This window comes from Streptomyces sp. NPDC043427, assembly GCF_056436655.1.
On record NZ_JBWKCC010000031.1, the window covers coordinates 1 to 21,439 of the forward strand.

21 protein-coding genes and 1 tRNA gene are annotated in these 21,439 nt (G+C 70.6%); 14 read left to right on the plus strand and 8 right to left on the minus strand.

All coding sequences use genetic code 11. The features are described 5' to 3' along the window. From AC067M_RS35560 to AC067M_RS35575, 4 genes are all read right to left on the minus strand, one after another. On the minus strand, positions 1-554 hold a 554-nt coding region (locus tag AC067M_RS35560; protein ID WP_478701166.1), incomplete at its 3' end, for a 2-oxoacid:acceptor oxidoreductase family protein. Positions 555-869: 315 nt separating this feature from the next. Beyond that, positions 870-1,541 (minus strand): LuxR C-terminal-related transcriptional regulator, encoded by a 672-nt coding sequence (locus AC067M_RS35565; protein WP_478701167.1) that lies wholly within the window; start codon positions 1,539-1,541, stop codon positions 870-872. Positions 1,542-1,966: 425 nt separating this feature from the next. Continuing rightward, complete coding sequence (locus AC067M_RS35570) at positions 1,967-3,322, minus strand: sensor histidine kinase (protein ID WP_478701168.1); 1,356 nt, start codon at positions 3,320-3,322, stop codon at positions 1,967-1,969. Between the two features lie 162 nt (positions 3,323-3,484). Beyond that, on the minus strand, positions 3,485-4,666 hold the full coding sequence (locus AC067M_RS35575; protein WP_478701169.1) for a sensor histidine kinase: 1,182 nt from the start codon (positions 4,664-4,666) through the stop codon (positions 3,485-3,487). A 208-nt stretch (positions 4,667-4,874) separates the two neighbouring features. Between AC067M_RS35575 and AC067M_RS35580 the strand changes: the two genes are divergently transcribed. From AC067M_RS35580 to AC067M_RS35635, 12 genes are all read left to right on the plus strand, one after another. After that, positions 4,875-5,294, plus strand: a complete 420-nt coding sequence (locus tag AC067M_RS35580) for an NADH-quinone oxidoreductase subunit A (RefSeq protein WP_478701170.1) — start codon at positions 4,875-4,877, stop codon at positions 5,292-5,294. Then, positions 5,285-5,944, plus strand: a complete 660-nt coding sequence (locus tag AC067M_RS35585) for an NADH-quinone oxidoreductase subunit B (RefSeq protein WP_478701171.1) — start codon at positions 5,285-5,287, stop codon at positions 5,942-5,944. Before AC067M_RS35580 ends, AC067M_RS35585 begins: the two co-directional genes overlap by 10 nt. Further along, positions 5,941-7,527 (plus strand): NADH-quinone oxidoreductase subunit C, encoded by a 1,587-nt coding sequence (locus AC067M_RS35590; RefSeq protein ID WP_478701172.1) that lies wholly within the window; start codon positions 5,941-5,943, stop codon positions 7,525-7,527. Before AC067M_RS35585 ends, AC067M_RS35590 begins: the two co-directional genes overlap by 4 nt. Next, complete coding sequence (locus tag AC067M_RS35595) at positions 7,524-8,492, plus strand: complex I subunit 1/NuoH family protein (RefSeq protein ID WP_478701173.1); 969 nt, start codon at positions 7,524-7,526, stop codon at positions 8,490-8,492. The genes AC067M_RS35590 and AC067M_RS35595 overlap by 4 nt, the downstream gene beginning before the upstream one ends. Positions 8,493-8,494: 2 nt before the next feature. Continuing rightward, complete coding sequence (locus tag AC067M_RS35600; RefSeq protein ID WP_478701174.1) at positions 8,495-9,055, plus strand: NuoI/complex I 23 kDa subunit family protein; 561 nt, start codon at positions 8,495-8,497, stop codon at positions 9,053-9,055. Next, entirely contained in the window at positions 9,052-9,678 is a 627-nt protein-coding gene (locus AC067M_RS35605; RefSeq protein WP_478701175.1) for an NADH-quinone oxidoreductase subunit J family protein, read from the plus strand. Before AC067M_RS35600 ends, AC067M_RS35605 begins: the two co-directional genes overlap by 4 nt. Then, complete coding sequence (gene nuoK, locus AC067M_RS35610) at positions 9,678-10,076, plus strand: NADH-quinone oxidoreductase subunit NuoK (protein WP_478701176.1); 399 nt, start codon at positions 9,678-9,680, stop codon at positions 10,074-10,076. Before AC067M_RS35605 ends, nuoK begins: the two co-directional genes overlap by 1 nt. After that, positions 10,073-12,067 carry an NADH-quinone oxidoreductase subunit 5 family protein gene (locus AC067M_RS35615; RefSeq protein ID WP_478701177.1) on the plus strand — a complete coding sequence of 665 codons (1,995 nt, stop codon included), beginning with the start codon at positions 10,073-10,075 and terminating at the stop codon, positions 12,065-12,067. The genes nuoK and AC067M_RS35615 overlap by 4 nt, the downstream gene beginning before the upstream one ends. A gap of 6 nt (positions 12,068-12,073) precedes the next feature. Continuing rightward, positions 12,074-13,648: an NADH-quinone oxidoreductase subunit M gene (locus tag AC067M_RS35620; protein WP_478701178.1), complete on the plus strand. Its 1,575-nt coding sequence runs from the start codon at positions 12,074-12,076 to the stop codon at positions 13,646-13,648. After that, a complete protein-coding gene (locus AC067M_RS35625) occupies positions 13,645-15,144 on the plus strand; it encodes an NADH-quinone oxidoreductase subunit N (protein ID WP_478701179.1) in 1,500 nt (499 codons plus the stop codon). The genes AC067M_RS35620 and AC067M_RS35625 overlap by 4 nt, the downstream gene beginning before the upstream one ends. A gap of 252 nt (positions 15,145-15,396) precedes the next feature. Continuing rightward, positions 15,397-16,260, plus strand: a complete 864-nt coding sequence (gene htpX / locus AC067M_RS35630; protein ID WP_478701180.1) for a zinc metalloprotease HtpX — start codon at positions 15,397-15,399, stop codon at positions 16,258-16,260. Continuing rightward, positions 16,257-16,649, plus strand: a complete 393-nt coding sequence (locus AC067M_RS35635; RefSeq protein WP_478701181.1) for a YccF domain-containing protein — start codon at positions 16,257-16,259, stop codon at positions 16,647-16,649. The genes htpX and AC067M_RS35635 overlap by 4 nt, the downstream gene beginning before the upstream one ends. Before the next feature lie 100 nt (positions 16,650-16,749). On the opposite strand, the gene AC067M_RS35640 is transcribed toward AC067M_RS35635, so the two are convergent. Continuing rightward, entirely contained in the window at positions 16,750-18,009 is a 1,260-nt protein-coding gene (locus AC067M_RS35640; RefSeq protein ID WP_478701182.1) for an APC family permease, read from the minus strand. A gap of 244 nt (positions 18,010-18,253) precedes the next feature. Between AC067M_RS35640 and AC067M_RS35645 the strand changes: the two genes are divergently transcribed. Continuing rightward, positions 18,254-18,520 carry a GlsB/YeaQ/YmgE family stress response membrane protein gene (locus AC067M_RS35645; protein ID WP_133927722.1) on the plus strand — a complete coding sequence of 89 codons (267 nt, stop codon included), beginning with the start codon at positions 18,254-18,256 and terminating at the stop codon, positions 18,518-18,520. 89 nt (positions 18,521-18,609) lie between these two features. Here AC067M_RS35645 and AC067M_RS35650 read toward each other — a convergent pair whose 3' ends face one another. Beyond that, positions 18,610-19,098, minus strand: a complete 489-nt coding sequence (locus AC067M_RS35650) for a YajQ family cyclic di-GMP-binding protein (RefSeq protein ID WP_478701183.1) — start codon at positions 19,096-19,098, stop codon at positions 18,610-18,612. A gap of 246 nt (positions 19,099-19,344) precedes the next feature. Between AC067M_RS35650 and AC067M_RS35655 the strand changes: the two genes are divergently transcribed. Continuing rightward, positions 19,345-19,426 (plus strand) — tRNA-Tyr (locus AC067M_RS35655). 176 nt (positions 19,427-19,602) lie between these two features. Here the strand turns inward: AC067M_RS35655 and AC067M_RS35660 are convergent. After that, complete coding sequence (locus tag AC067M_RS35660; protein ID WP_478701184.1) at positions 19,603-20,982, minus strand: site-specific integrase; 1,380 nt, start codon at positions 20,980-20,982, stop codon at positions 19,603-19,605. Positions 20,983-21,040: 58 nt separating this feature from the next. Continuing rightward, a complete protein-coding gene (locus tag AC067M_RS35665; protein ID WP_478701185.1) occupies positions 21,041-21,232 on the minus strand; it encodes a helix-turn-helix transcriptional regulator in 192 nt (63 codons plus the stop codon). Positions 21,233-21,439: the final 207 nt, after the last annotated feature.

Consider the following 21,439-nt stretch of genomic DNA (forward strand, 5'->3'; position numbering starts at 1 on the left):
CGCTCGGCCTCCTTGCGGGAGAGCTCGAACTCCTTCAGCGCCTCCACCGTCAGCGTGGTCAGGGGGACCGGGTGGAGCTGGTAGCCGTCGAGCGAGCCGTCCTCAAGCGGCGAGGTGGCGTAGCCGACCTTCGTCATCGCCCGTTTGGTGAACTCGTCCGTGTTGACGATGATCTCCGCACCACGCGGCAGGTCGCCGATGTTCGCCTTCAGGGCGGCCGGGTTCATCGCCACGAGCACGTTCGGCGCGTCCCCGGGCGTCAGGATGTCGTGGTCGGCGAAGTGCAACTGGAACGAGGACACCCCGGGCAGGGTTCCGGCCGGCGCCCGGATCTCGGCGGGGAAGTTCGGCAGGGTCGACAGATCGTTGCCGAAGGACGCCGTCTCCGACGTGAAACGGTCTCCGGTGAGCTGCATGCCGTCACCCGAGTCACCTGCGAACCTGATGATCACACGATCGAGGCGACGGACATCCTTCACCCCGTTCGCTTTGCGCTGCTCTCCCACGACGGTTCCGTCGGCCTGCTCCGCTGCGCTGCTGACCTGACTGGTCACTGAACTGGACCTCCCTCGAGGCGGCTGTCGGGGAGCGGCCTTCCCGGAGGCCCTCCCTGGATCAACCCTACGTCTGTGAGGGTTGCCTTACCTCGGACATCCACATGATGGTCGCCGCTTCGAGGCGCCTCGGCGCCCCGCCACGCCGTGCTCCCGATGACCTGACTTGCCACGATTCACCCGCCCCCCGACGCTCCCTTGAAGACGCACCTTGTCCGTTGCCCGGTTCTCGGGTTCTACGGCCCGCGAGTCGATCGACGCTGGATTACCGGCACAGCGCCCACCCGCCATCCGGGTCACCTGTCGCCCTCACCGTCAGGAGTTCAGGTACGTCAGCACCGCCAGCACCCGCCGATGGTCCCCATCACTCGGGGACAGCCCGAGCTTCAGGAAGATGTTGCTGACGTGCTTCTCCACCGCCCCGTCGCTCACCACCAGCTGCCGGGCGATCGCGGAGTTCGTACGCCCCTCCGCCATCAGCCCCAGCACCTCCCGCTCCCTGGGCGTCAGCCCCGCGAGCACGTCCTGCTTGCGGCTGCGCCCCAGCAGCTGCGCGACCACCTCGGGGTCCAGCGCCGTACCGCCGTCGGCGACCCGCACCACCGCGTCCACGAACTCGCGCACCTCGGCCACGCGGTCCTTCAACAGATAGCCGACCCCGCGGCTGGAACCGGCCAGCAGTTCGGTGGCGTAGCGTTCCTCCACGTACTGCGACAGCACCAGCACCCCGAGCCCGGGATGCGCCCTGCGCAGCTGTACGGCCGCCCGCACCCCCTCGTCGGTGTGCGTCGGCGGCATCCGTACGTCCGCCACGACCACGTCGGGCAGCTGGCCCTCGGCGTCCAGCTCCGTGATCGTCTTGACCAGCGCCTCCGCGTCCCCCACCCCGGCGACGACCTCGTGCCCGCGGTCGGTCAGCAACCGGGTCAGGCCCTCCCGCAGCAACACCGAATCCTCGGCGATGACCACCCGCACCCTGTCCTCCACGTCCTTCGGCCCCCCACAGCCCGACTCGCCCACCCCGGCCCGCACGTCCGCGCGGCGCCCGTCCGATGGAACGAGTCCAGCATTCCAGCATCGGGACCCCGGCGCGCCCGAGCAAGGGGAACAGGGCGGCGACACGCCGGAATTCAGCCTTCGCGTGACGCGTTGTCGATCACGGCGCCGGAAAAACCCAGCCGGTCCGGGAACTCAGCCGGTCCGGAAACTCAGCCGGTCCGGAAACCTCAGCCGGTCCGGAAACTCAGCCCGTCCGGCGTTTGAGGACGAGGCCGTTCAGGCCGAAGGGGGTCCAGGGGGCAGAGCCCCCTGGCGGGGTCGAAGGGGCGGAGCCCCTGGGGATGGGACGGGTAAGGGCGGCGGGGGCGAACCCCCACCGCCCAACGCTCGCCGAGCCGCAGGGCACGGGCACCTCACCCGCGCCAGGGCAACTCCGCCGTCACCCGAGTGGGCCCACCCACCGGAGAATCCACCACCAGAATCCCGTCCACCGCGTCCAACCGCCCCGCCAGCCCGGCCAACCCCGACCCGCCGGAGGCATCCGCACCGCCCACCCCGTTGTCCACCACCTGCAACATCAACCGGTTCTCCACCCGCCACACATCAACCGCCGCCCACGTCGCACCCGAGTGCTTGCTGATGTTCTGCAGCAACTCCGACACCGTGAAGTACGCGATCCCCTCGATCGCCGGCGCCGGCCGCTCCGCCAGATCCACCTCGACCTTCACCGGCACCGTGCACCGCGACGACACCGCCGACAGCGCCGCGTCCAGCCCCCGGTCCGTCAGCACCGCCGGATGAATCCCACGGGCCAGGTCCCGCAGCTCCTGCAGCGCCGTCTTCACCTCACCGTGCGCCTCGTCCACCATCCGCGCCGCCGCCCGCGGGTCCTCCGACAGCTTCTCCTTCGCCAGCCCCAGATCCATCGCCAGCGCCACCAGCCGCGCCTGCGCCCCGTCGTGCAGATCCCGCTCGATGCGCCGCAGATCGGCCGCCGCCGTGTCCACCACGACCCCCCGGTCGGACTCCAGCTCCACCACCCGTGACGCCAGCAGCGACGGCCCGAGCAGCCCGTGCACCATCAGCCGGTCCACCATCGTCAGCGCCCGCACGATCCACGGCGTCGCCATCGTGAACAACAGCCCCACCAGCGCGGTCACGGTGATCTCGAACGGGTTGTCCAGGTAGATCTGGTGCGTCTCGTCGCCGTAGAGCTGGATACCGCCCTGGCCGCCGTACATCGGGAAGACCCAGAACCACAGCGGGTACGTCAGCAGCGTCCACCCGCACGAGAAGAAGACCACCGAGACGGCGAAGGAGAACACCGCCCACGGCATATGGAGCACGCAGTACAGCATGTGCCGCCACGACGTGCCGCTCTTCAGCACGGCGCCCATCCACCCCAGAGGGCCGCTCTTCTGTACCCGCAGCGGCTCCGGGTCGGCGACCTCCAGGCCGAGCAGCGCCCGCGCCCGCGCCCGCTCCAGCACACCGATGCCCCGGCCGCCCGCCAGCGCCCCCGCCAGCACCGGAACGCCCAGGAACGTCACCAGCAGGCCCGCCCCCAGCGACACCATCGTGACGGCGTAGGTGAAGAGCACGATGCTGATCGGCAGGCTCAGCTGGACGTAGGCGAGCTCGCCCCAGTGGCGTGCCTCGAGCGGCGCCCGCAGCGCGGTGGGCAGCCGGTGCCGCCGACCGGTCTCCTGGAAGCCGAACCCCTGTCCGTACTCCCCGAACTCCCCGTGTTCCCCGTACTGCGTGGCCATCGGTCCCGTCCGTTCTGTTCGTCCTGCGCCCCGGCTGTCGTACCTCCACCCTCCCGGGCGGCGGCCCTCCGGACCATGGAGTCCGTCGGCGTCTCGGAACGGGGGTTTTCCCTACCCCGCAGCCGCACCGGCGGCCGCAGACCCGGAACCGGGCCCGTCGCCTCAGGACCGGTCGCGCCAGGGCAGCTCCGCCGTCACGGTCGTGGGCCCCCCGGGCGGTGAGTCGACGACGAACAGACCGTCGACGGCGCCGAGGCGCTCCGCCAGCCCCCTCATGCCCGTACCGCCGTCGAGGCGCGCACCCCCGTGGCCGTCGTCCCAGACCTGGATCAGCAGCCGGTCGTCCGTCCGCCACACGTCCACCGCCGCGGACTTGGCCCCGCTGTGCTTGCTGATGTTCTGCAGCAGTTCCGAGACCGTGAAGTAGGCGATGCCCTCGATCGCCGCCGCCGGTCTCGACGGCAGGTCTGCCGTCACCTTCACCGGCACGGTGCAGCGGGAGGCGACCGACGACAGCGCCGCGTCCAGGCCGCGGTCGGTGAGGACGGCGGGATGAATGCCCCGGGCGAGGTCGCGCAGTTCCTGCAGCGCGAGCTTCACCTCGCCGTGCGCCTCCTCGACCATCGAGGCGGCCGTGTCCGGGTCCTCCAGCAGCTTCTCCTTCGCCAGACCGAGCCCCATCGCCAGGTTGACCAGGCGCGCCTGCGCCCCGTCGTGCAGATCCCGCTCGATGCGCCGCAGGTCGGCGGCGGCCGTGTCGACCACCACCCCCCGGTCGGACTCCAGCTCGGCGATACGGCGCTCCAGCTCGTCCGAGGGGGAGAGCAACCCGCGCACCAGGGCCCGGTCCACGTTGGTGAGCCCGCGCGCCAGGAACGGCAGCACCGGCCACAGCACGAACAGCGAGGTCAGGGTCAGGCCGAAGGTGAGGATGCCCCATGGCAGCCGGATCAGCTCGTACAGCCCGGCCCGCCAGCCCACCGGATCCTTCAGCGCCTGCCACATCCGCTGGAGGAAGTTCCGCCCGCGCCGGGGCAGCGCGCTCGGCTCGTCGATCCGCACCCCGAGCAGCGCCCGCGCCCGGGCCCGCTCGAACCGGCCCAGCTGTCGGGCTCCCGCCAGGCCCACCGCGAGCAGCGGCAGCCCGATCACGGTGATGCTCAGCCCGGCGCCGGTGAACATCACCGTCATCACATAGCTGAAGCCGATCAGCGACATCGGCAGGTTCGCCAGGAGATGCGCGATCTCCTTCCACGTCTGAGAGTCGAGGGCGAACCGGGCGGGGGGCAGGAAGGCCTCGCCCTGAGCATCTCCCGGTCGGGAGGCGGAGTTGGATGCGGTCATACGGGTCAGCCTGCCGCGCCACAGGCCCCCCGCGCCATGAGGTCGGCCGCCCTCAGCCGACGGGGGAAAGCCCCACCCCGGCTCCACCGCACCCCTGCCCCTGCTGCTCAAGGCGTGACGGGCTGCTTACGCTCTCTTTAGCAGGCCCTAGACTCGCGTGCGTACAGATCGTCGAACACTGTCGAGGCCAGGGAGCGAGGGGCAGACGTTGTCGGAGACGCTGCGCGAAACGGTGAGCGACCCGACGGTCGTCGTCGCGGCGGACTACTTCCAGTCGTACTCGGTCGTCGGACTGCTCGCGCTCGTCGGCGTGCTGTTCGTCGCCGTCGCGTTCGGCGCCGGCCGCCTGCTGCGCCCGGTCGTGCCCACCCCCGAGAAGCTCCTGACGTACGAGTGCGGAGTGGACCCCGTCGGCGAGGGCTGGGCGCACACCCAGGTCCGCTACTACGTCTACGCGTTCCTGTACGTGATCTTCGCCGTCGACTCGATCTTCCTCTTCCCCTGGGCCACGGTCTTCGCCGCGCCCGGCTACGGCGCGACGACCCTCGTGGAGATGTTCATCTTCCTGGGCTTTCTGGCCGTGGGCCTGCTCTACGCGTACAAGAAGGGGGTCCTGGCATGGACGTGACCCCGTCCACCCCTGAGCCCGTGCTGCTTCCCGAGCCGAAGCGGCTGGGCGCACTCGCCCGGCTGGCCCCCGAGCCGATGAAGGTGGTCCTGAACTGGGGCCGCCGGTACTCCCTGTGGGTCTTCAACTTCGGCCTCGCCTGCTGCGCGATCGAGTTCATCGCCGCGTCGATGGCCCGCCACGACTTCATCCGCCTCGGCGTGATCCCCTTCGCCCCGGGCCCCCGCCAGGCCGACCTGATGGTCGTCTCCGGCACGGTGACCGACAAGATGGCCCCGGCGGTCAAGCGCCTGTACGAGCAGATGCCGGAGCCGAAGTACGTCATCTCCTTCGGCGCCTGCTCGAACTGCGGCGGCCCCTACTGGGACTCCTACTCCGTCACCAAGGGCGTCGACCAGATCATCCCCGTCGACGTCTACGTCCCCGGCTGCCCGCCCCGCCCGGAGGCCCTCCTCCAGGGCATCCTCAAGCTCCAGGAGAAGATCGCCCGCGAATCCCTGCACGAGCGGTACGGCACGCCGCCCCGCCCGTCCACGGCGGCGCTCCAGAGCGGGTTGGTACGGCCACCGGCCGACGGAGCTGCTTCGGGAACCGGGGCCGGGGCTGGGTCTGCCTCGGGAGCCGAGTCCGCTTCGGGAGACGCGCGATGACCGCCGTGGGCTGGCTGCCCGCCTCCGCCGAGGACCTCTTCGGTACGGAGGCGACGGCCGAGGAGTCCTACGACATCCTGACCGTGGACGTCCCGCCGGCCGCCTGGATCACGGCTCTGGAGACGGCCCGGGACCGCCTGGGCTGCACCTACTTCGACTGGCTGAGCGCGGTGGACGAGCCGGGCACGGGCTTCCGCATCGCCGCGCACGTGGCGGCGCTGTCCCCGGTGCGCCGCCTGCTCCTGCGTACGACCGTCCCCCACGAGGCACCGGTCCTCGCCTCCGCCGTCGACGTCTACGCCGGCGCGGCCTGGCACGAACGCGAGACGCACGAAATGTTCGGCGTCGCCTTCGAGGGCCACCCGGCCCTCGACCACCTCCTCCTCCCCGAGACCTTCGAGGGTCACCCCCTTCGCAAGGACTTCGTCCTCGCCGCCCGTGTCGCCAAGGCCTGGCCCGGCGCGAAGGAACCGGGCGAGTCCGACCACGGCGGCCCCAAGCGCCGCCAGATGCTTCCCCCAGGCGTCCCGGACCCGAACGAATGGGGCCCGCTGAAGGGCCAGCTCCCCCCTGCCCCCACCCGCCCAGCACGCGGAGCGGGACGTGCGGCGGGGGAGCGCCCGGCGCGGGCCGCCGGCGAACGCCCCGCGCGGGCTGCCGGCGAGCGTCCGGTACGGCGGACCCGTACGACAGCGGAGGGCTCGGCCAGCCAGGCCGCCGAGGCCGCGACTCCGGCACCCGAGGCTCCCCCGACCGAGCCGTCGGCCGGCGAAGCTCCCGCGCCTGAGCCGTCGACGAGCCAGGCCCCGACGGCCGCGCCCTCGGCATCGCAGCAGGCGCAGGACGCGGAAACGCCCGGTGCCCCGGCCGCGGGCCCCCGCCGCTCGCGGAGGGTGTCCGAGGGCTCGGCGTCACAGCGGGCGCAGGTCACGGAAGCGTCCGGCGCCCCGGGCGGCGCCCGCCGCTCCCGCAGCGCGAGCGAGGGCTCGTCCTCCCAGCGGTCGGCACCCGCCGAGGCCCCGGAGCCGAAGGCCCCCGCGGCCCCCCGTAGCTCCGACGCCCCTTGGCACCACGCCCGCCCGGCCTTCAACGAACCGGAACCCAAGCCGAATCGGAAGCCTGAGCCGGAGCAGACCGCGAAACCGGAGCAGGCAGCGGAGCCGGACCAGACGGCCGAGCCGGACCCGGCACCTGGGCCGACGCCGGACATCGAGGCGACGCCTGAAGCTGGGTCGATGCCCGAAGCTGGGCCGAAGCCCGAAGCCGGGCCGATGCCCGACGTCGAGGCGAAGCCCGAAGCTGGGCCGAAGCCCGACGCCGAGCCGAAGCCCGACGCCGAGCCGAAGCCCCATGCCGGGCCGAAGCCCGATGCAGGGCCGAAGCCCGATGCAGGGCCGAAGCCCGATGCCGGGCCGAAGCCCGAGCCCGCCTCGGCGCCCGCCGCCGAAGCCGGCCCGAAGTCACCTCCCGCCTCCGGAGCTCCGGCACCTCCCGGAACCCCCGACGAGCCGGGCCCCGCCCAGGAGTCCACCCCCGGCAAGGACACCCGCACCCCCGAGAACCCCCCAGGAGGCCGGCAGTGAACGACGCTCTCGACGTCGCTCTGCGACTCCTGATCGTCTTCGGCGTGTTCCTCACCTTTCCTCTGATCGTCGGTCAGACCGAGCACAAGGTGATGGCGCACATGCAGGGCCGCCTCGGCCCGATGTACGCCGGCGGCTTCCACGGCTGGGCCCAGCTCATCGCGGACGGCGTGAAGTTCGCGCAGAAGGAGGACGTGGTCCCGACCGGCGCGGACCGCCGTATCTTCCAGCTCGCCCCAGCCGTTGCCCTGCTGCCGTACCTCCTGGTCCTCCTCGCCATCCCCATCGGCCCGGGCGAGGGCGCGGTCGGCCAGGTGCTGGACGCGGGCGTCTTCTTCGTGCTCGCCGTGATGGGCGTCGGCGTTCTCGGTTCGCTCATGGCCGGCTGGGCCTCCGCCAACAAGTTCTCCCTCCTGGGCGGCCTGCGCACCGCCGCCCAACTCCTCGCCTACGAACTCCCGATGCTGCTGACCGCCGCCTCGGTGGCGATGGCGGCCGGCACCGTCTCCATCCCCGGCATCCTCGACGCCTTCGAGTGGTGGTGGCTGCCCTGGCAGATCGTCGGCGCGATCGTCTTCTTCGTCGCCGGCCTCGCCGAACTCCAGCGCCCGCCCTTCGACATGCCCGTCGCGGACTCGGAGATCATCTTCGGCGCGTACACCGAGTACACCGGCCTCCGCTTCGCCCTCTTCCTCCTCGCCGAGTACGCCGGAATCGTCGTCCTGTGCGGCCTGACCACCGTCCTCTTCCTGGGCGGCTGGCACGGCCCATGGGGCGCCGACGGCCTCGGCTGGGTCTGGACCCTGCTGAAGGCGGCGGTGCTGGCCTTCATCGTCATCTGGCTGCGGGTCACCTACCCGCGCCTGCGCGAGGACCAGCTCCAGAAGCTCTCCTGGACCCTCCTCGTCCCCCTCTCCCTCGCCCAGATCGCCCTCACCGGCATCGTCAAGGTGGTGATCCAGTAACCATGGCCCCCATTCCCGGCGCAGGCCTCGCCAAGGGCCTGGCCGTCACCCTCCGCACGATGACGAGGAAGACCGTCACCGAGCAGTACCCGGACGCCCAGCCCGACCTCCCGCCCCGCACCCGAGGCGTGATCGGCCTGTTCGAGGAGAACTGCACGGTCTGCATGCTGTGCGCCCGTGAGTGCCCCGACTGGTGCATCTACATCGACTCCCACAAGGAGACGGTCCCGGCGGCGACCCCGGGCGGCCGCGAACGCAGCCGCAACGTCCTCGACCGCTTCGCTATCGACTTCTCCCTGTGCATGTACTGCGGTATCTGCATCGAGGTCTGTCCTTTCGACGCCCTGTTCTGGTCCCCGGAGTTCGAGTACGCCGAGACCGACATCCGCGACCTCACCCACGAACGCGACAAGCTCCGCGAGTGGATGTGGACCGTCCCGGCCCCGCCTGCCCTCGACCCCGCCGCGGAGGAACCCAAGGAGATCGCCGCGGCTCGCAAGACGGCCGAGAAGCTGGCGGCCGCGCAGGCGGAGCCGACCGACCCGGCTGGAGGCGAGTCGTGACCCTTGCCGCCGCGCAGCACGGCTTCCTCTCCCCGACCGGCGTCGAGATCGCCTTCCTCCTCGTCGGCCTCGTCACCCTCGGCGCCGCGCTCGTCACCGTCACCACCAAACAGCTGGTGCACGCCGCCCTGTGGCTGGTGGTGACCCTCGGCGCCCTCGCCGTCGAATACCTCCTGCTCACCGCCGAGTTCATCGCCTGGGTGCAGGTCCTCATCTACGTCGGTTCCGTCGTCGTCCTCCTCCTGTTCGGTCTGATGCTCACCCGGGCCCCCATCGGCCGCTCCCCGGACGCCGACTCCGGCAACCGCTGGGCCGCCCTCACCGTGGCCGTCGCCGCGGCGGCGGCCCTGGTATGGGTCGTCGTCGACGCCTTCCGCACCACCTGGATCGACCTCGACGGCCCGGCCGTCGGCTCCACCGAGGCCACCGGCGCGAGCCTCTTCCAGAACTGGGTGCTCCCGTTCGAGGCCCTCTCCGTCCTCCTGCTCGCGGCCCTGGTCGGCGCGATCGTCCTGTCCCGCAAGGCGAAGGCGGAGTCGGGCTCTCCCTCGGCTAACGCCCGGGTGGCCACCGAGAGTTCCCGGTCGGTCACAGAGGGTTCCGAGCAGGAAGGTGCCCGCTGATGCACCTCGCCTATCCCGCCGTCCTCTCCGCCCTCCTCTTCTGCACGGGCCTGTACGGCGTCCTCGCCCGTCGCAACGCGATCCTGGTCCTGATGTCGGTCGAGCTGATGCTCAACGCCGTCAACCTCAACCTCGTCGCCTTCGACGTCTGGCTCAGCCGCGCCGCCGAGGAGACCCTGCACTCCGGCCAGGCCCTGACCCTGTTCACCATCGCCATCGCCGCCGCCGAGATCGGCATCGGCCTGGCGATCGTCCTCGCCGTCCACCGCAACCGCGGCACCGCCGACATCGACAAGCTCCGCGACACCGCCGAGGGCCACGAGAGCGACGGCCCCGCCGGCGACGCCGGGACGGCCGAGCCGACCGAGCGGACGAAGAAGGCTGAGGCCACCGCGTGACCACGACCACCCTCGCCGTCCTCGTCCCCCTCCTTCCCTTCCTGGGCGCGGTCGCGGGCCTGCTCCTGGGCCGCACGGCCCCTGGTTTCGTCCGCCCGCTCGCCGTCCTCCCGACGCTCACCTCCCTCGTCCTGGCCGCGATCGTCGCCGTACGCCAGGGCGGCGACCAGGCGGTGAACGCCACCACCGAGCTCACGCCCACCGGCTCCGTCCCCATCGAACTCGCCCTGTACATCGACGGCTTCGCCGCCCTCGTCGCCGTCATGGTCGGCGTCGTCGCCTGCTGCGTGCAGATCTACTCGACGGGCTACCTGCGCGACGACCCGCGCTACCCCTCGTACGCCGCCCTCGTCTCCCTGTTCACCTCCGCGATGTTCCTGGTCGTCTACTCCGGCGACCTGATCGTGCTGCTGGTCGGCTGGGAAGTCATGGGCATCTGCTCCTACTTCCTGGTCGGCCACTACTGGGAGACCCCGGAGGCCCGCGCCGCCTCCATCAAGGCCTTCCTGGTCACCAAGCTCGGTGACGTCCCCTTCCTCATCGGCCTGTTCGCCCTCGCCACCCAGGTCGGCTCCTTCCGCATCACGAGGGTCCTCGGCGCCGTCGCGCACGGTGGACTCGACCACCCGACCGTCATCGCCCTGCTGCTTCTCGCGGGCGTGGCGGGCAAGTCGGCGCAGTTCCCGCTGCACACCTGGCTCCCCGACGCGATGGCGGGCCCCACACCCGTCTCCGCGCTGATCCACGCCGCGACGATGGTCGCCGCCGGTGTCTACTTCGTCGCCCGGCTCCTCCCCGTCTTCCAGGCCTCCCAGGCCGCACTGGTCGTCCTCGCCGTCATGGCCGCCGTGACGATGGCGGGCTCCGGCCTCGCCGCGCTCGCTCAGGACGACATCAAACGCGTCCTCGCCTACTCGACGATCGGCCAGCTCGGCTACATGACCGGCGCCCTCGCCGTCGGCGACCGCGGTGCCGCCGTCTTCCACCTCCTCTCGCACGGCGCCTTCAAGGCGCTGCTGTTCCTCGCGGCCGGCGTGATCATCCACGCCGCCGGCACCAACTCGCTGGCCGCCATGTCCCGCATGAGCCACCTGCGCGACCGCGTCCCCGACGCCTACTGGACGATGACCGTGGCGCTCCTCGCGCTCGCGGCGATCCCGCCCTTCAGTGGCTTCTTCTCCAAGGAGTCCGTCCTCGGCGCCGCCGAACACGTCGCCACCGGCCACACCGAGCACGCCCCCGCCGCCGTCGGCTGGATCATCCTGGTCGCCGGCCTGGTCACGGCCCTGCTCACCGCCGCCTACGCCACCCGCCTGTGGCTGCTGGCCTTCCGCGGCCGGGGCGCCGAGGCCCCCGACCACGGCAGGCAGCCCCTGACGATGACCGTCGTGCTGTGGGTGCTCGCCGTACCGTCCCTCGCGCTCGGCGCGTTCGCCTACCGCGTGCTCCCCGACTGGTTCGACGGCCGTGACCTGACCCCGACCCTGACCACCTCCGTGCTCGGCACGGGCATCGCCCTGGTCGGCGGCATCGTCACCTACGGCGCCTGGCGGCACACCACCGCCGTCACGGCCCGCGTGCCCCTGGGTGCGGTCGCAGCCCACCCCGAGGGCGACGCCGCCCTGGTCGAGGCCGAGGCCATCGCCAGCCACGCGCCCGCCTACGGAGACGTGGCCTCCGCCCCCGACCCGGCGGACCCGGGGCGGCTGCTGCTCGGCCCGCTGCACCGCCACGCGGCCGTCGGCTTCCACCTCGACGCCGTGTACCGGGCGCTGTTCGTCCGCCCGGTCCAGGCCGGAGCGAGTCTCGTCCGGTTCCTCGACCGCGAGGTCGTCGACACCTACGTAAGCGGCGCGGGCGCCCTGCCCCGCCTCCTCGGCGCCGCCGTACGGCGCGCCCAGACCGGCAACGTCCAGACCTATGTGAGCGCGCTGCTCGCCGGCACCGTCGTCCTGGCGGTCGCCGCCCTTCTCGTCGCCACGGGAGCGTGAGCAGGCGTGATCGATATCAACGAGTCCGTGATGCAGTTCCTTCTGGCGTTCGTCGTCGTCGGCCCGCTCCTCGGCGCCGCCGCCGCTCTCCTTCCCGCCCCGCCCGGGCTGAAGGGGAAGTCACCCGAGCAGGCCGTGCTGCGGCACGGCGTGACCGTGACCGGCGTGATCCTCATCGCCGCGATCGTCCTCGCGCTCGGCTTCGACCACGACCATCCGTCGAAGATGCAGGCCACGACCGACATCAGCTGGATCCCCGCACTCGACGTGCGGATCCACCTCGGCATCGACGGCATCTCCCTCCCCCTTCTGGTCCTGACCGCGCTGCTGACCTTCCTCTGCGCGCTCTACTCCTACTTCAAGCCGCCCGCGGGCCCGTCCCCGAAGGCCTTCGTCGCGCTCCTGCTCGTCCTGGAGACCGGCACCCTCGCCACCTTCGCCGTCCTCGACCTGCTGCTGTTCTTCCTCGCCTTCGAGACGGTCCTCATCCCGATGTACTTCCTCATCGCCCGCTGGGGCGGTGAGCAACGAACCCAGGCCGCCTGGAAGTTCATCCTCTTCACACTGCTCGGCTCCGTCGTCATGCTGCTCGGCCTGCTCCTGATCGGAATCAAGGCGGGCACATTCGACATGGTGGCACTCGCCACTGACAACGGCCGGTCGCTGACCACATCCGTGCAGGTCATCGCCGTTCTGGCGATCGGGATCGGGCTCGCGGTCAAGACGCCGATGTGGCCGCTGCACAGCTGGCTGCCCGACGCCCACACCGCGGCGCCGACCGTCGGCTCGGTCCTGCTGGCCGGTGTCCTGCTGAAGATGGGCACGTACGGGTTCGTCCGCATCCTCCTGCCGGTCGCGCCCGACGGCTTCCACACCTTCGCGCCCTACCTCGCCGCCTTCGCCGTCGTCGGCATCATCTACGGATCCCTCGCCTGCCTGGCCCTCGCCAAGCAGGGGGCGAAGGGCGACCTCAAGCGCCTCATCGCCTACTCCTCCGTCGGCCACATGGGCTTCGTGCTGCTCGGCATCGCCTCCACGACCCCGACCGGCGTGAACGGCGCCCTGTTCGCCAACATCGCCCACGGCCTCATCACCGGCCTGCTGTTCTTCCTGGTCGGCGCGCTGAAGGACCGCACAGGCACGTCCGACCTGGACACCCTCGCCGAGGAGACCGGCGCCGCGCTCTACGGCAAGGCGCCCCGCCTCGGCGGCCTGCTCGCCTTCGCCGCGGTCGCCTCCCTGGGACTGCCCGGCCTTGCCGGGTTCTGGGGCGAGATGCTGGCCCTGTTCGGCGCGTTCGACCCGGCCGACGACCTCAGCCGGCCCGCCTTCCTCACCTTCACGGCGATCGCCGCCTTCGGCACCCTGCTCACGGCCGCCTACCTGCTCGTCGTGGTCCGGCGTGTCTGCATGGGCGCGGCCCCGCAGGACGCCCCGAAGCTCACCGACGTCCGCACGTACGAGTTCGCGGCCTGGACCCCCCTCGTCGTCCTCACCGTCGTCGCCGGTCTCTGGCCCAGGGCCCTCCTCGGCCTGACCGACCCGGCGGTGCAGCAGCTCCTTGCAGGAGGCAACCGATGAGCTCCCTCGTCCAGTCCGTCGACTGGCTCGCGATCGCACCGCCCACCCTGGCGGCGGTCGTCGGACTCGTCGTCCTCGTCGCCGACCTCTTCGTCGGCGACGCCAGGAAGGCCGTACTCGGCTGGGTCTCCGTCGCGGGACTGGCCGCCTCCGCGCTCCTGCTGCTGCCCCTCCTGGACGGCGACCGCTCCACGTTCTGCCTGACCGGCGACGCCGACGTCTGCAGTTACACGGCCGACCGCTTCACGCTCGTCATCCAGTTCCTGGTCCTCGGTGGCGCACTCCTCGCCGCCCTTCTGTCGGTCACCGCACTGAAGGACGCCCGCAAGGAACTCCCCGAAGGGGAGTTCTGGTTCCTGCTGCTGTCCTCCGCCGCCGGAGCGGCCCTCCTGCCCGCCTCCCGCGACCTGGCCACCCTGGTCGTCGCCCTGGAGGTCGCCTCCCTGCCCGCCTTCGCCCTCGTCGGCATCCGGCACGGCGACAAGCGGTCCTCCGAGGCGGCCCTGAAGTTCTTCCTGTCGTCCGTCACGGCCACCGCCGTCAGCCTCCTCGGCATCAGCTTCGTGTACGCGACGACCGGCACGCTCTACCTCACCCAGGTCGCCGACCGCATCCAGCACGTCGACGGACAGTTCCAGACCCTCGCCCAGACCGGCGTCGTCCTCACCCTCGTCGGCTTCGCCTTCAAGACGGCCGCCGTCCCCTTCCACTTCTGGGTGCCCGACACCTACGTGGGGGCACCGCTCCCCATCGCCGCCTACCTCTCGGTCGTCGGCAAGGCGGTCGGCTTCTCCGGTCTCATCCTCGTCACCGTCGTCGCCTTCCCGTCGTACGCCGACGCCTGGGGCCCCGCGCTCGCCGCGCTCGCCGCCCTCACCATGACCGTCGGCAACGTCGGAGCCCTGCGCCAGCAGGCCACGCGCGCGTACAGCGCGGTACGGCTGCTCGCCTGGTCCTCGGTCGGCCAGGCCGGCTACCTCCTCGTACCGATCGCCGCGGCCGCCTACTCCGACGACCCCGAACACTCGATCGGCTCCACGGTCGCCTACGCCCTCATGTACGCCGCCGTGAACCTCGGCGCCTTCGCGGTCGCCGCCGTCGTGGGCCGTACGAAGACCCTGAACCGCGTGACGGACTACCAGGGCCTGTACGCCAGGAACCCGGTCGCGGCCCTCCTGCTGGCCTTCTTCCTGCTGTGCCTGGCCGGTCTGCCGCCCGGCATCATCGGTCTCTTCGCGAAGGTCACCGTCTTCTCCGCGGCCGTCGACGCGGGCCTCGGTTGGCTGGCCGTGGTCATGGCCGTCAACGTGGTGATCGCGCTGTTCTACTACCTCCAGTGGACCGCCCTGCTGTTCCGCGCCCCCGAGGGCGAGCCCGAGAAGCATCGCCTCCCCGCCCCTCTCACGGCGGCCATCACCCTCACCGCGGTCCTCGGCATCGCCCTGTCGGGAGCTCCCCAACTGGTCCTGCGCTTCACCGACACCGGACTTTTCTGAGCCCTCGGCGCATCCCGTACGCGCGCGTGGGGCACCCGCCCGTCACGCGCGCGTACCCCGCACCACCAGCCGTCACCCGGACGGCCCACGCGCGCCGCCGTCCGCACCAGGGAACCCGTGGCCCCTGCCTGGCGTTGACCAGTACGGGAGGGTCCACTGGACGTGACACCACGGCACCAGTGGCATCGGAGACACCACAGACGACTTCACAGGCAAAGGGTTGCCCCTGCCGCACGACTTGGAGGGCGTACCGTGCACCGCCGGCACAACGGGCTCAGGACGGCAGTCCTCCTCGGGGGACTGTCCGCACTCATCATCCTCATCGGCAGTTTCTTCGGCCGCACAGGACTGATCGTCGCGCTCATCGTCGCCCTCGGCACCAACGCGTACGCGTACTGGAACAGCGACAAGCTGGCGCTCCGCGCGATGCGTGCCCGCCCGGTGAGCGAGTTCGAGGCCCCGGCCCTCTACCGGCTGGTCCGCGACCTCTCCACCCAGGCCCGCCAGCCCATGCCCCGCCTGTACATCTCTCCGACGGAGGCACCCAACGCCTTCGCGACCGGCCGCAACCCGCGCAACGCCGCCGTGTGCTGCACGGAGGGCATCCTGCGCATCCTGGACGAGCGCGAACTGCGCGGCGTCATCGGCCACGAGTTGAGCCACGTCTACAACCGCGACATCCTGATCTCATCGGTCGCCGGCGCGCTCGCCTCGGTGATCATGTTCCTGGTCAACTTCGCCTGGCTCATCCCGATCGGCCGCTCGGACGACGACGACGGCCCCGGCATCCTCGGTCTGCTCCTGATCATGATCCTGGGCCCGCTCGCCGCCAGCCTCATCCAACTCGCCATCAGCCGCTCCAGGGAGTACGAGGCGGACGCCTCCGGCGCCCAGCTCACCGGAGATCCCCTCGCCCTGGCCGGCGCCCTGCGCAAGTTGGAAGCGGGCACGAAGCAGCTTCCGCTGCCTCCCGAGCCGCGCATCGAGACCGCGAGCCACATGATGATCGCGAACCCGTTCCGTCCGGGACAGGGCTTCTCCAAGATGTTCTCCACTCACCCGCCGATGGCGGACCGCATCGCCCGGCTCGAGAAGATGGCAGGTCGCTACCAGTGAAGACCATCCTCAACGTCATATGGCTCGTCCTGAGCGGCTTCTGGCTGTTCCTCGGCTACCTCGCAGCGGGCCTCCTGCTCTGCATCACGATCATCGGCATCCCGTTCGGCCTGGCGGCGTTCCGCATCGGCGTCTACGCCCTCTGGCCGTTCGGCTACACGACGATCGAGCGGCGCGACGCGGGCGCCCCCTCCTGCGTCGGCAACGTGCTGTGGCTCATCCTGGCGGGCTGGTGGCTGGCGATCGCCCACATCGCCACCGGCATCGCCCTGTGCCTCACGATCATCGGCATCCCGTTCGGCATCGCCAACTTCAAGCTGATCCCGGTCTCCTTGCTCCCGCTGGGCCGCGAAATCGTGCCCACGGACCAGCCGTTCGCGGCCGGCTGAGGCAACCAGCGGCACCCGCGGCCGCTGAGGGAACCAGCCGTATGCGCCGGCCGTTCACGACACAGAGGCCCCGTCCGCCCCGCTGCCGGGCCCCGTCCCGCTACCGGGCGGCCCCCCACCGCCGTACGCCGTACGCGACCACGCCCACCGCCAGCACGGCCGCGCCCACGACCACCGAAACCCCAGGCAGCGCGAACGCCACGACCACGCACCCGACGAGCCCCACCGCCGGCACCACCCGCGCCGCCGGAGACGAATCGAGCGTCCAGGCCGAGGCGTTGGCCACCGCGTAGTACGCCAGTACACCGAAGGAGGAGAACCCGATCGCGCCCCGCACGTCCACCGTGGCCGCGAGGACCGCGACGACCGCGCCCACGGCCAGCTCCGCCCGGTGCGGCACCTGGAAGCGCGGATGCACGGCGGCCAGCGCGCCCGGCAGATGCCGGTCCCGGGCCATGGCGAGCGTCGTACGCGAGACACCCAGGATCAGCGCGAGCAGCGAGCCCAGCGCGGCCACGGCGGCACCGACCCGCACCACCGGCACCAGCCCCGCCGCCCCAGCCGCCCGTACCGCGTCGGCCAGCGGCGCGCCCGCGTGACCGAGCCCCTCCGCACCCAGCACGGAAAGGACGGCGATCGCGACAGCCGCGTACACGATGAGCGCGATGCCCAGGGCCAGCGGGATCGCGCGGGGAATGGTGCGTGCCGGATCCCGGACCTCCTCGCCGAGGGTCGCGATGCGCGCGTACCCGGCGAACGCGAAGAACAGCAGACCGGCGGCCTGCAACACCCCGCGCGCACCCTCCGAGGCCCCGATGTCCAGGCGCCCCGCGTCGGAGGCCCCCGACCCCAGACACACGACCACCACACAGGCGAGGACGGCCAGCACCACGGCCACGATCACCCGCGTCAGCCACGCCGACTTCTGGATGCCGCCGTAGTTCACCGCGGTCAGCGCGACCACGGCCGCGACCGCGACCGCGTGCGCCTGCCCCGGCCAGACGTACGCCCCGACCGTCAACGCCATCGCCGCACAGGAGGCCGTCTTCCCGACCACGAAGGACCAGCCCGCCAGATACCCCCAGAACGGACCGAGCCGCTCGCGCCCATACACGTACGTGCCGCCCGAGGCGGGATACAGCGCGGCCAGCCGCGCCGACGACATGGCGTTGCAGTAGGCGACCACCGCGGCCACGGCGAGCCCGAGCAGCAGCCCGGACCCGGCCGCGTGCGCCGCGGGCCCCAGGCTGGCGAAGATCCCGGCGCCGACCATGGAGCCGAGCCCGATGACGACGGCGTCCCCGACGCCCAGGGTGCGCCGCAGTTCGGCGGAGTCGGAGGCAGATCCGGGCTGAGTCATGACGCGCACCCTACTGATCGCTGCAACCGGCAGGCGGAGCCGTGACGTCCTCTTCATCAACACGGCACGAACAATGGCGCGACGAGGCCGAAGAGGCCGACGAGGCCGACGAAGAACCGTGAGGAACCTCACAGCGAGCAGGACGCGGCACAGTGCCGCACAGCAAGGCAAAGAACTGCCCGTCAGGATCTAAAACACAGTGCCGGGACAGTGCGGGCACAGCACGGAAGGGCAGGTTCAGGACATGAGCATCATCAGCTGGATCATCCTGGGACTCTTGGCCGGAGCCATCGCCAAGTTCCTGCTACCGGGCCGTGACCCCGGAGGCTTCATCGGTACGACCCTGATCGGCATCGCTGGCGCGTTCATCGGTGGCTGGATCTCGGCCCGCTGGCTGGACCACCCCATCAGCAAGGACTTCTACGACGGCGCCACCTGGGCCGCCGCGATCGGCGGCTCCTTCGTGCTGCTCGTCGTCTACCGCCTGCTGTTCGGCAACTCGCGCGACTGACGCACGACGACCGGGGAAGTCGGCCGAGGGGACCGAGGAAGACCCAGGAAGGGGTGGACGCCGACGGGCGCCCACCCCTTCCTCATGGATCACCGGTAGTTCACGAACTGGATGGCGAAGTCGAAGTCCTTGCCCTTCAGGAGGGCGATCACGGTCTGCAGGTCGTCGCGGCTCTTGGAGCTGACGCGCAGCTCCTCGCCCTGCACCTGGGCCTTCACGCCCTTGGGGCCCTCGTCGCGAATGATCTTCGCCACCTTCTTCGCGTTGTCCTGGGAGATGCCCTCCTGGATGTCCGCGAAGATCTTGTACTCCTTGCCCGAGAGCTGGGGCTCGCCCGCCTCCAGAGCCTTCAGGGAGATCCCGCGCTTGATCAGCTTGGACTGGAAGACGTCGAGGACGGCATTCACCCGGTCCTCGGAGTTCGCCTCCATGAGGATCTTCTCCCCGGACCACGAGATCGAGGCGCCCACGCCCTTGAAGTCGTAGCGCTGCGAGATCTCCTTGGCGGCCTGGTTGAGGGCGTTGTCGACCTCCTGCCGCTCGACCTTCGAGACGATGTCGAAACTGGAGTCGGCCATGTCCTGTGGCTCCTTGTATCGGGGTGCGTATCGGGTGCGTATCCGGTGCGGTTCGGGTGCGCATCGGCGTACGGGAGACCTGCCGCCGAGCCGGCATGAGTCCCGGTCCGCATCCGGACAAGCCTAGCCACCCCGCCCCCTGGGAGCGGTGATCAATCGGGTGGCGAAGCACCCCTCCGTATCGGGTATTGTTTACGTCGTTGCCACGGAGCACCGCCGAAAAGCGGTTCGAACGGCAGCAACCCTGGCGGTGTGCCCGAGCGGCCAAAGGGAGCAGACTGTAAATCTGCCGGCTTCGCCTTCCCAGGTTCGAATCCTGGCGCCGCCACGCTGAGAGAGACCCTCTCTGATCTGCGAGAACGCAGACCGGAGAGGGTCTCTTCGCGTCTGTGGATGATCTTTCGAGCGGAATCGAAAGAGGGTGACTTGTCTCACCCAGTCTCGCCCTGATCCCACCTCTGATCAGCGTGTGTCCCCCAGGTGTCCCCCGGGGAGAGCACGGGGCTACTCGGGTTCGTTCCACTCGCGCAGGGCGGCCTCGATCCGGCGGTTGGCCCGTTCCTGCGTCTGAGCGAGAACCTTCGCGTACACCCGGAAGAGGACGGCGATCGTGTGGCCGGCTCGCCGCGCGCACTCCATCGGGTCCACCCCTGAACTGAGCCAGAACGACACTCCTGCGTGACGCAGGTCGTAGGGGCGCCGTGCGAGCAACGAGGCCGCCTCGGCCTCGCTGAGCACCTTGTGCCTGGCCCGCGCCCAGACCTCCCCGTATCCGGTGTCTTGCAGCAGACCTCCGCGGCTGGTGCGGAACAGACGACCGTCGGGCGCGGTGCCGTAGGTGGCGATGTGCTGCCGCAGTTGCCGGACGAAGCGCGGCGGTATGGGGACAGGGCGAGAGTCCTTCTCGGCCCTGGCCTTGAGGTGCCGGTTCTGGTGGGCCTTCCCGTCGTCCGTCCAGCTCCGTCCGGCCTGCACCACACCGTGCCGCAGTGTGAGGGTGCCCCAGCCTTCCTCAGGCAGGTGGCACTGTGCGGCTCGGAGCGCTGCGGCCTCGGCGGGGCGCATCGCGGCGTAGTACAGGCACCCGAAGAACGCTTCGAGATGCTCGCCGCGGGCGCCCTGCGCCCGTACGCCGGCGAGGAGTGCCCGAACCTGGCGAGGGTTGGCGACGCTCTCGGGGTCCACCTCTTCCGCTGACTTCGGTGCGGTCCACTTCACGGTGGTGATCGGATTGACCGGTGTGACGAAGTGCTGCTCTTCCACGGCGAATCCGAGAACGTCGCTCAGACAGGCTCGCTTGCGCTTGGTCGTGCGTGCAGCGGCCGGCTTACCGTCAAGCTTCAACGCCAAGGCGTCCAGGGCGAGACGGACGCTTGCAGGGTCTTCCAGGGCACTGATGGGGATCGAGTTCTTCGCCACCCAGCGAAGCGCCCGCTCAATGTCCTCTGGCAGGGTCTCGTCCCACCGATTCCGGTTGTAGGCCCAGCCGTACAAGGCACGCCGCAGCAGGCGCGCATCGGGCATCCCTGCTCGGGTCTTCATGAGGGCGGGCGTGATGGTTGCCAGCGCATCCGCGTAGTTCTTGCGTGACTTCGCGGGGGCCGTTTTCCACTTTCGGTCGATGTAGGAGCGGGTGTGCTCGTACCAGGTGACGGACCCTTGTTGCGCGCGGAGTTCGGAGACGGGGAGGCCTGTTTCCTCGTCGAACTGTTCGCCGCGGCGTACGGCGGACATGAGCTCCGATCGCCTGCCATCGGCTTGTGCCTTGATGGGGTAGCTCTTCGAGTGCTTCCGGGTGCCGACCAGCCAGCGCAGACGGTAGGGCTTGGGTCGGTCCTTCCGCACTTCGAGGGCGTAGAGGCGTACGTCGTAGGTCAGGGGCATTGCTCTCCCATGGAGAAGGGCCCGCCGGATGGCGGGCCCTTGACTGCGGAACGATGGCTCAAGCTATGGCGCGCTGCTCGCAGGACTCCCACCAGGCGTCGAGGTCGGCGCGGCTGACTCGGAGTTGGCCGTTGGGGAGCTTCTGGATGCGGGGCGCCTGACCGCGGGCGCGCATGCGGTAGAAGGCGGCGCGGCTCATGTCGATCTCTTCGAGGACTTCGCGGAGCTTGAGCTTCTGCGTGCGGGCCACTATGGGGACTCCTTCTCAGATCCTGCGAGAACCGGGATTCCGCTGACAGAACTGGCAGAACCTCGCCGGTACGTCTTTGACCTGCGGTTTCACGGGTTTCGTGATCTTTGACAGAACTGAATTAAAACCTGACAGAACCTCGGCAGGCGGGGTTCTGTCAGGGAGGTGCCCGAGGCGGGGCGGGAGTTCTGTCGAGTATTAACTGGG

Excerpts from the sequence above, each read along its gene's own strand:
- AC067M_RS35590 (WP_478701172.1), top strand. The coding sequence starts at position 5,941 with ATGACCGCCGTGGGCTGGCTGCCCGCCTCCGCCGAGGACCTCTTCGGT.
- AC067M_RS35575 (WP_478701169.1), bottom strand. The coding sequence starts at position 4,666 with ATGACCGCATCCAACTCCGCCTCCCGACCGGGAGATGCTCAGGGCGAG.
- AC067M_RS35600 (WP_478701174.1), top strand. The coding sequence starts at position 8,495 with ATGGCCCCCATTCCCGGCGCAGGCCTCGCCAAGGGCCTGGCCGTCACC.
- AC067M_RS35625 (WP_478701179.1), top strand. The coding sequence starts at position 13,645 with ATGAGCTCCCTCGTCCAGTCCGTCGACTGGCTCGCGATCGCACCGCCC.
- AC067M_RS35570 (WP_478701168.1), bottom strand. The coding sequence starts at position 3,322 with ATGGCCACGCAGTACGGGGAACACGGGGAGTTCGGGGAGTACGGACAG.
- AC067M_RS35640 (WP_478701182.1), bottom strand. The coding sequence starts at position 18,009 with ATGACTCAGCCCGGATCTGCCTCCGACTCCGCCGAACTGCGGCGCACC.
- AC067M_RS35645 (WP_133927722.1), top strand. The coding sequence starts at position 18,254 with ATGAGCATCATCAGCTGGATCATCCTGGGACTCTTGGCCGGAGCCATC.
- AC067M_RS35660 (WP_478701184.1), bottom strand. The coding sequence starts at position 20,982 with ATGCCCCTGACCTACGACGTACGCCTCTACGCCCTCGAAGTGCGGAAG.
- AC067M_RS35585 (WP_478701171.1), top strand. The coding sequence starts at position 5,285 with ATGGACGTGACCCCGTCCACCCCTGAGCCCGTGCTGCTTCCCGAGCCG.
- nuoK (WP_478701176.1), top strand. The coding sequence starts at position 9,678 with ATGCACCTCGCCTATCCCGCCGTCCTCTCCGCCCTCCTCTTCTGCACG.
- AC067M_RS35650 (WP_478701183.1), bottom strand. The coding sequence starts at position 19,098 with ATGGCCGACTCCAGTTTCGACATCGTCTCGAAGGTCGAGCGGCAGGAG.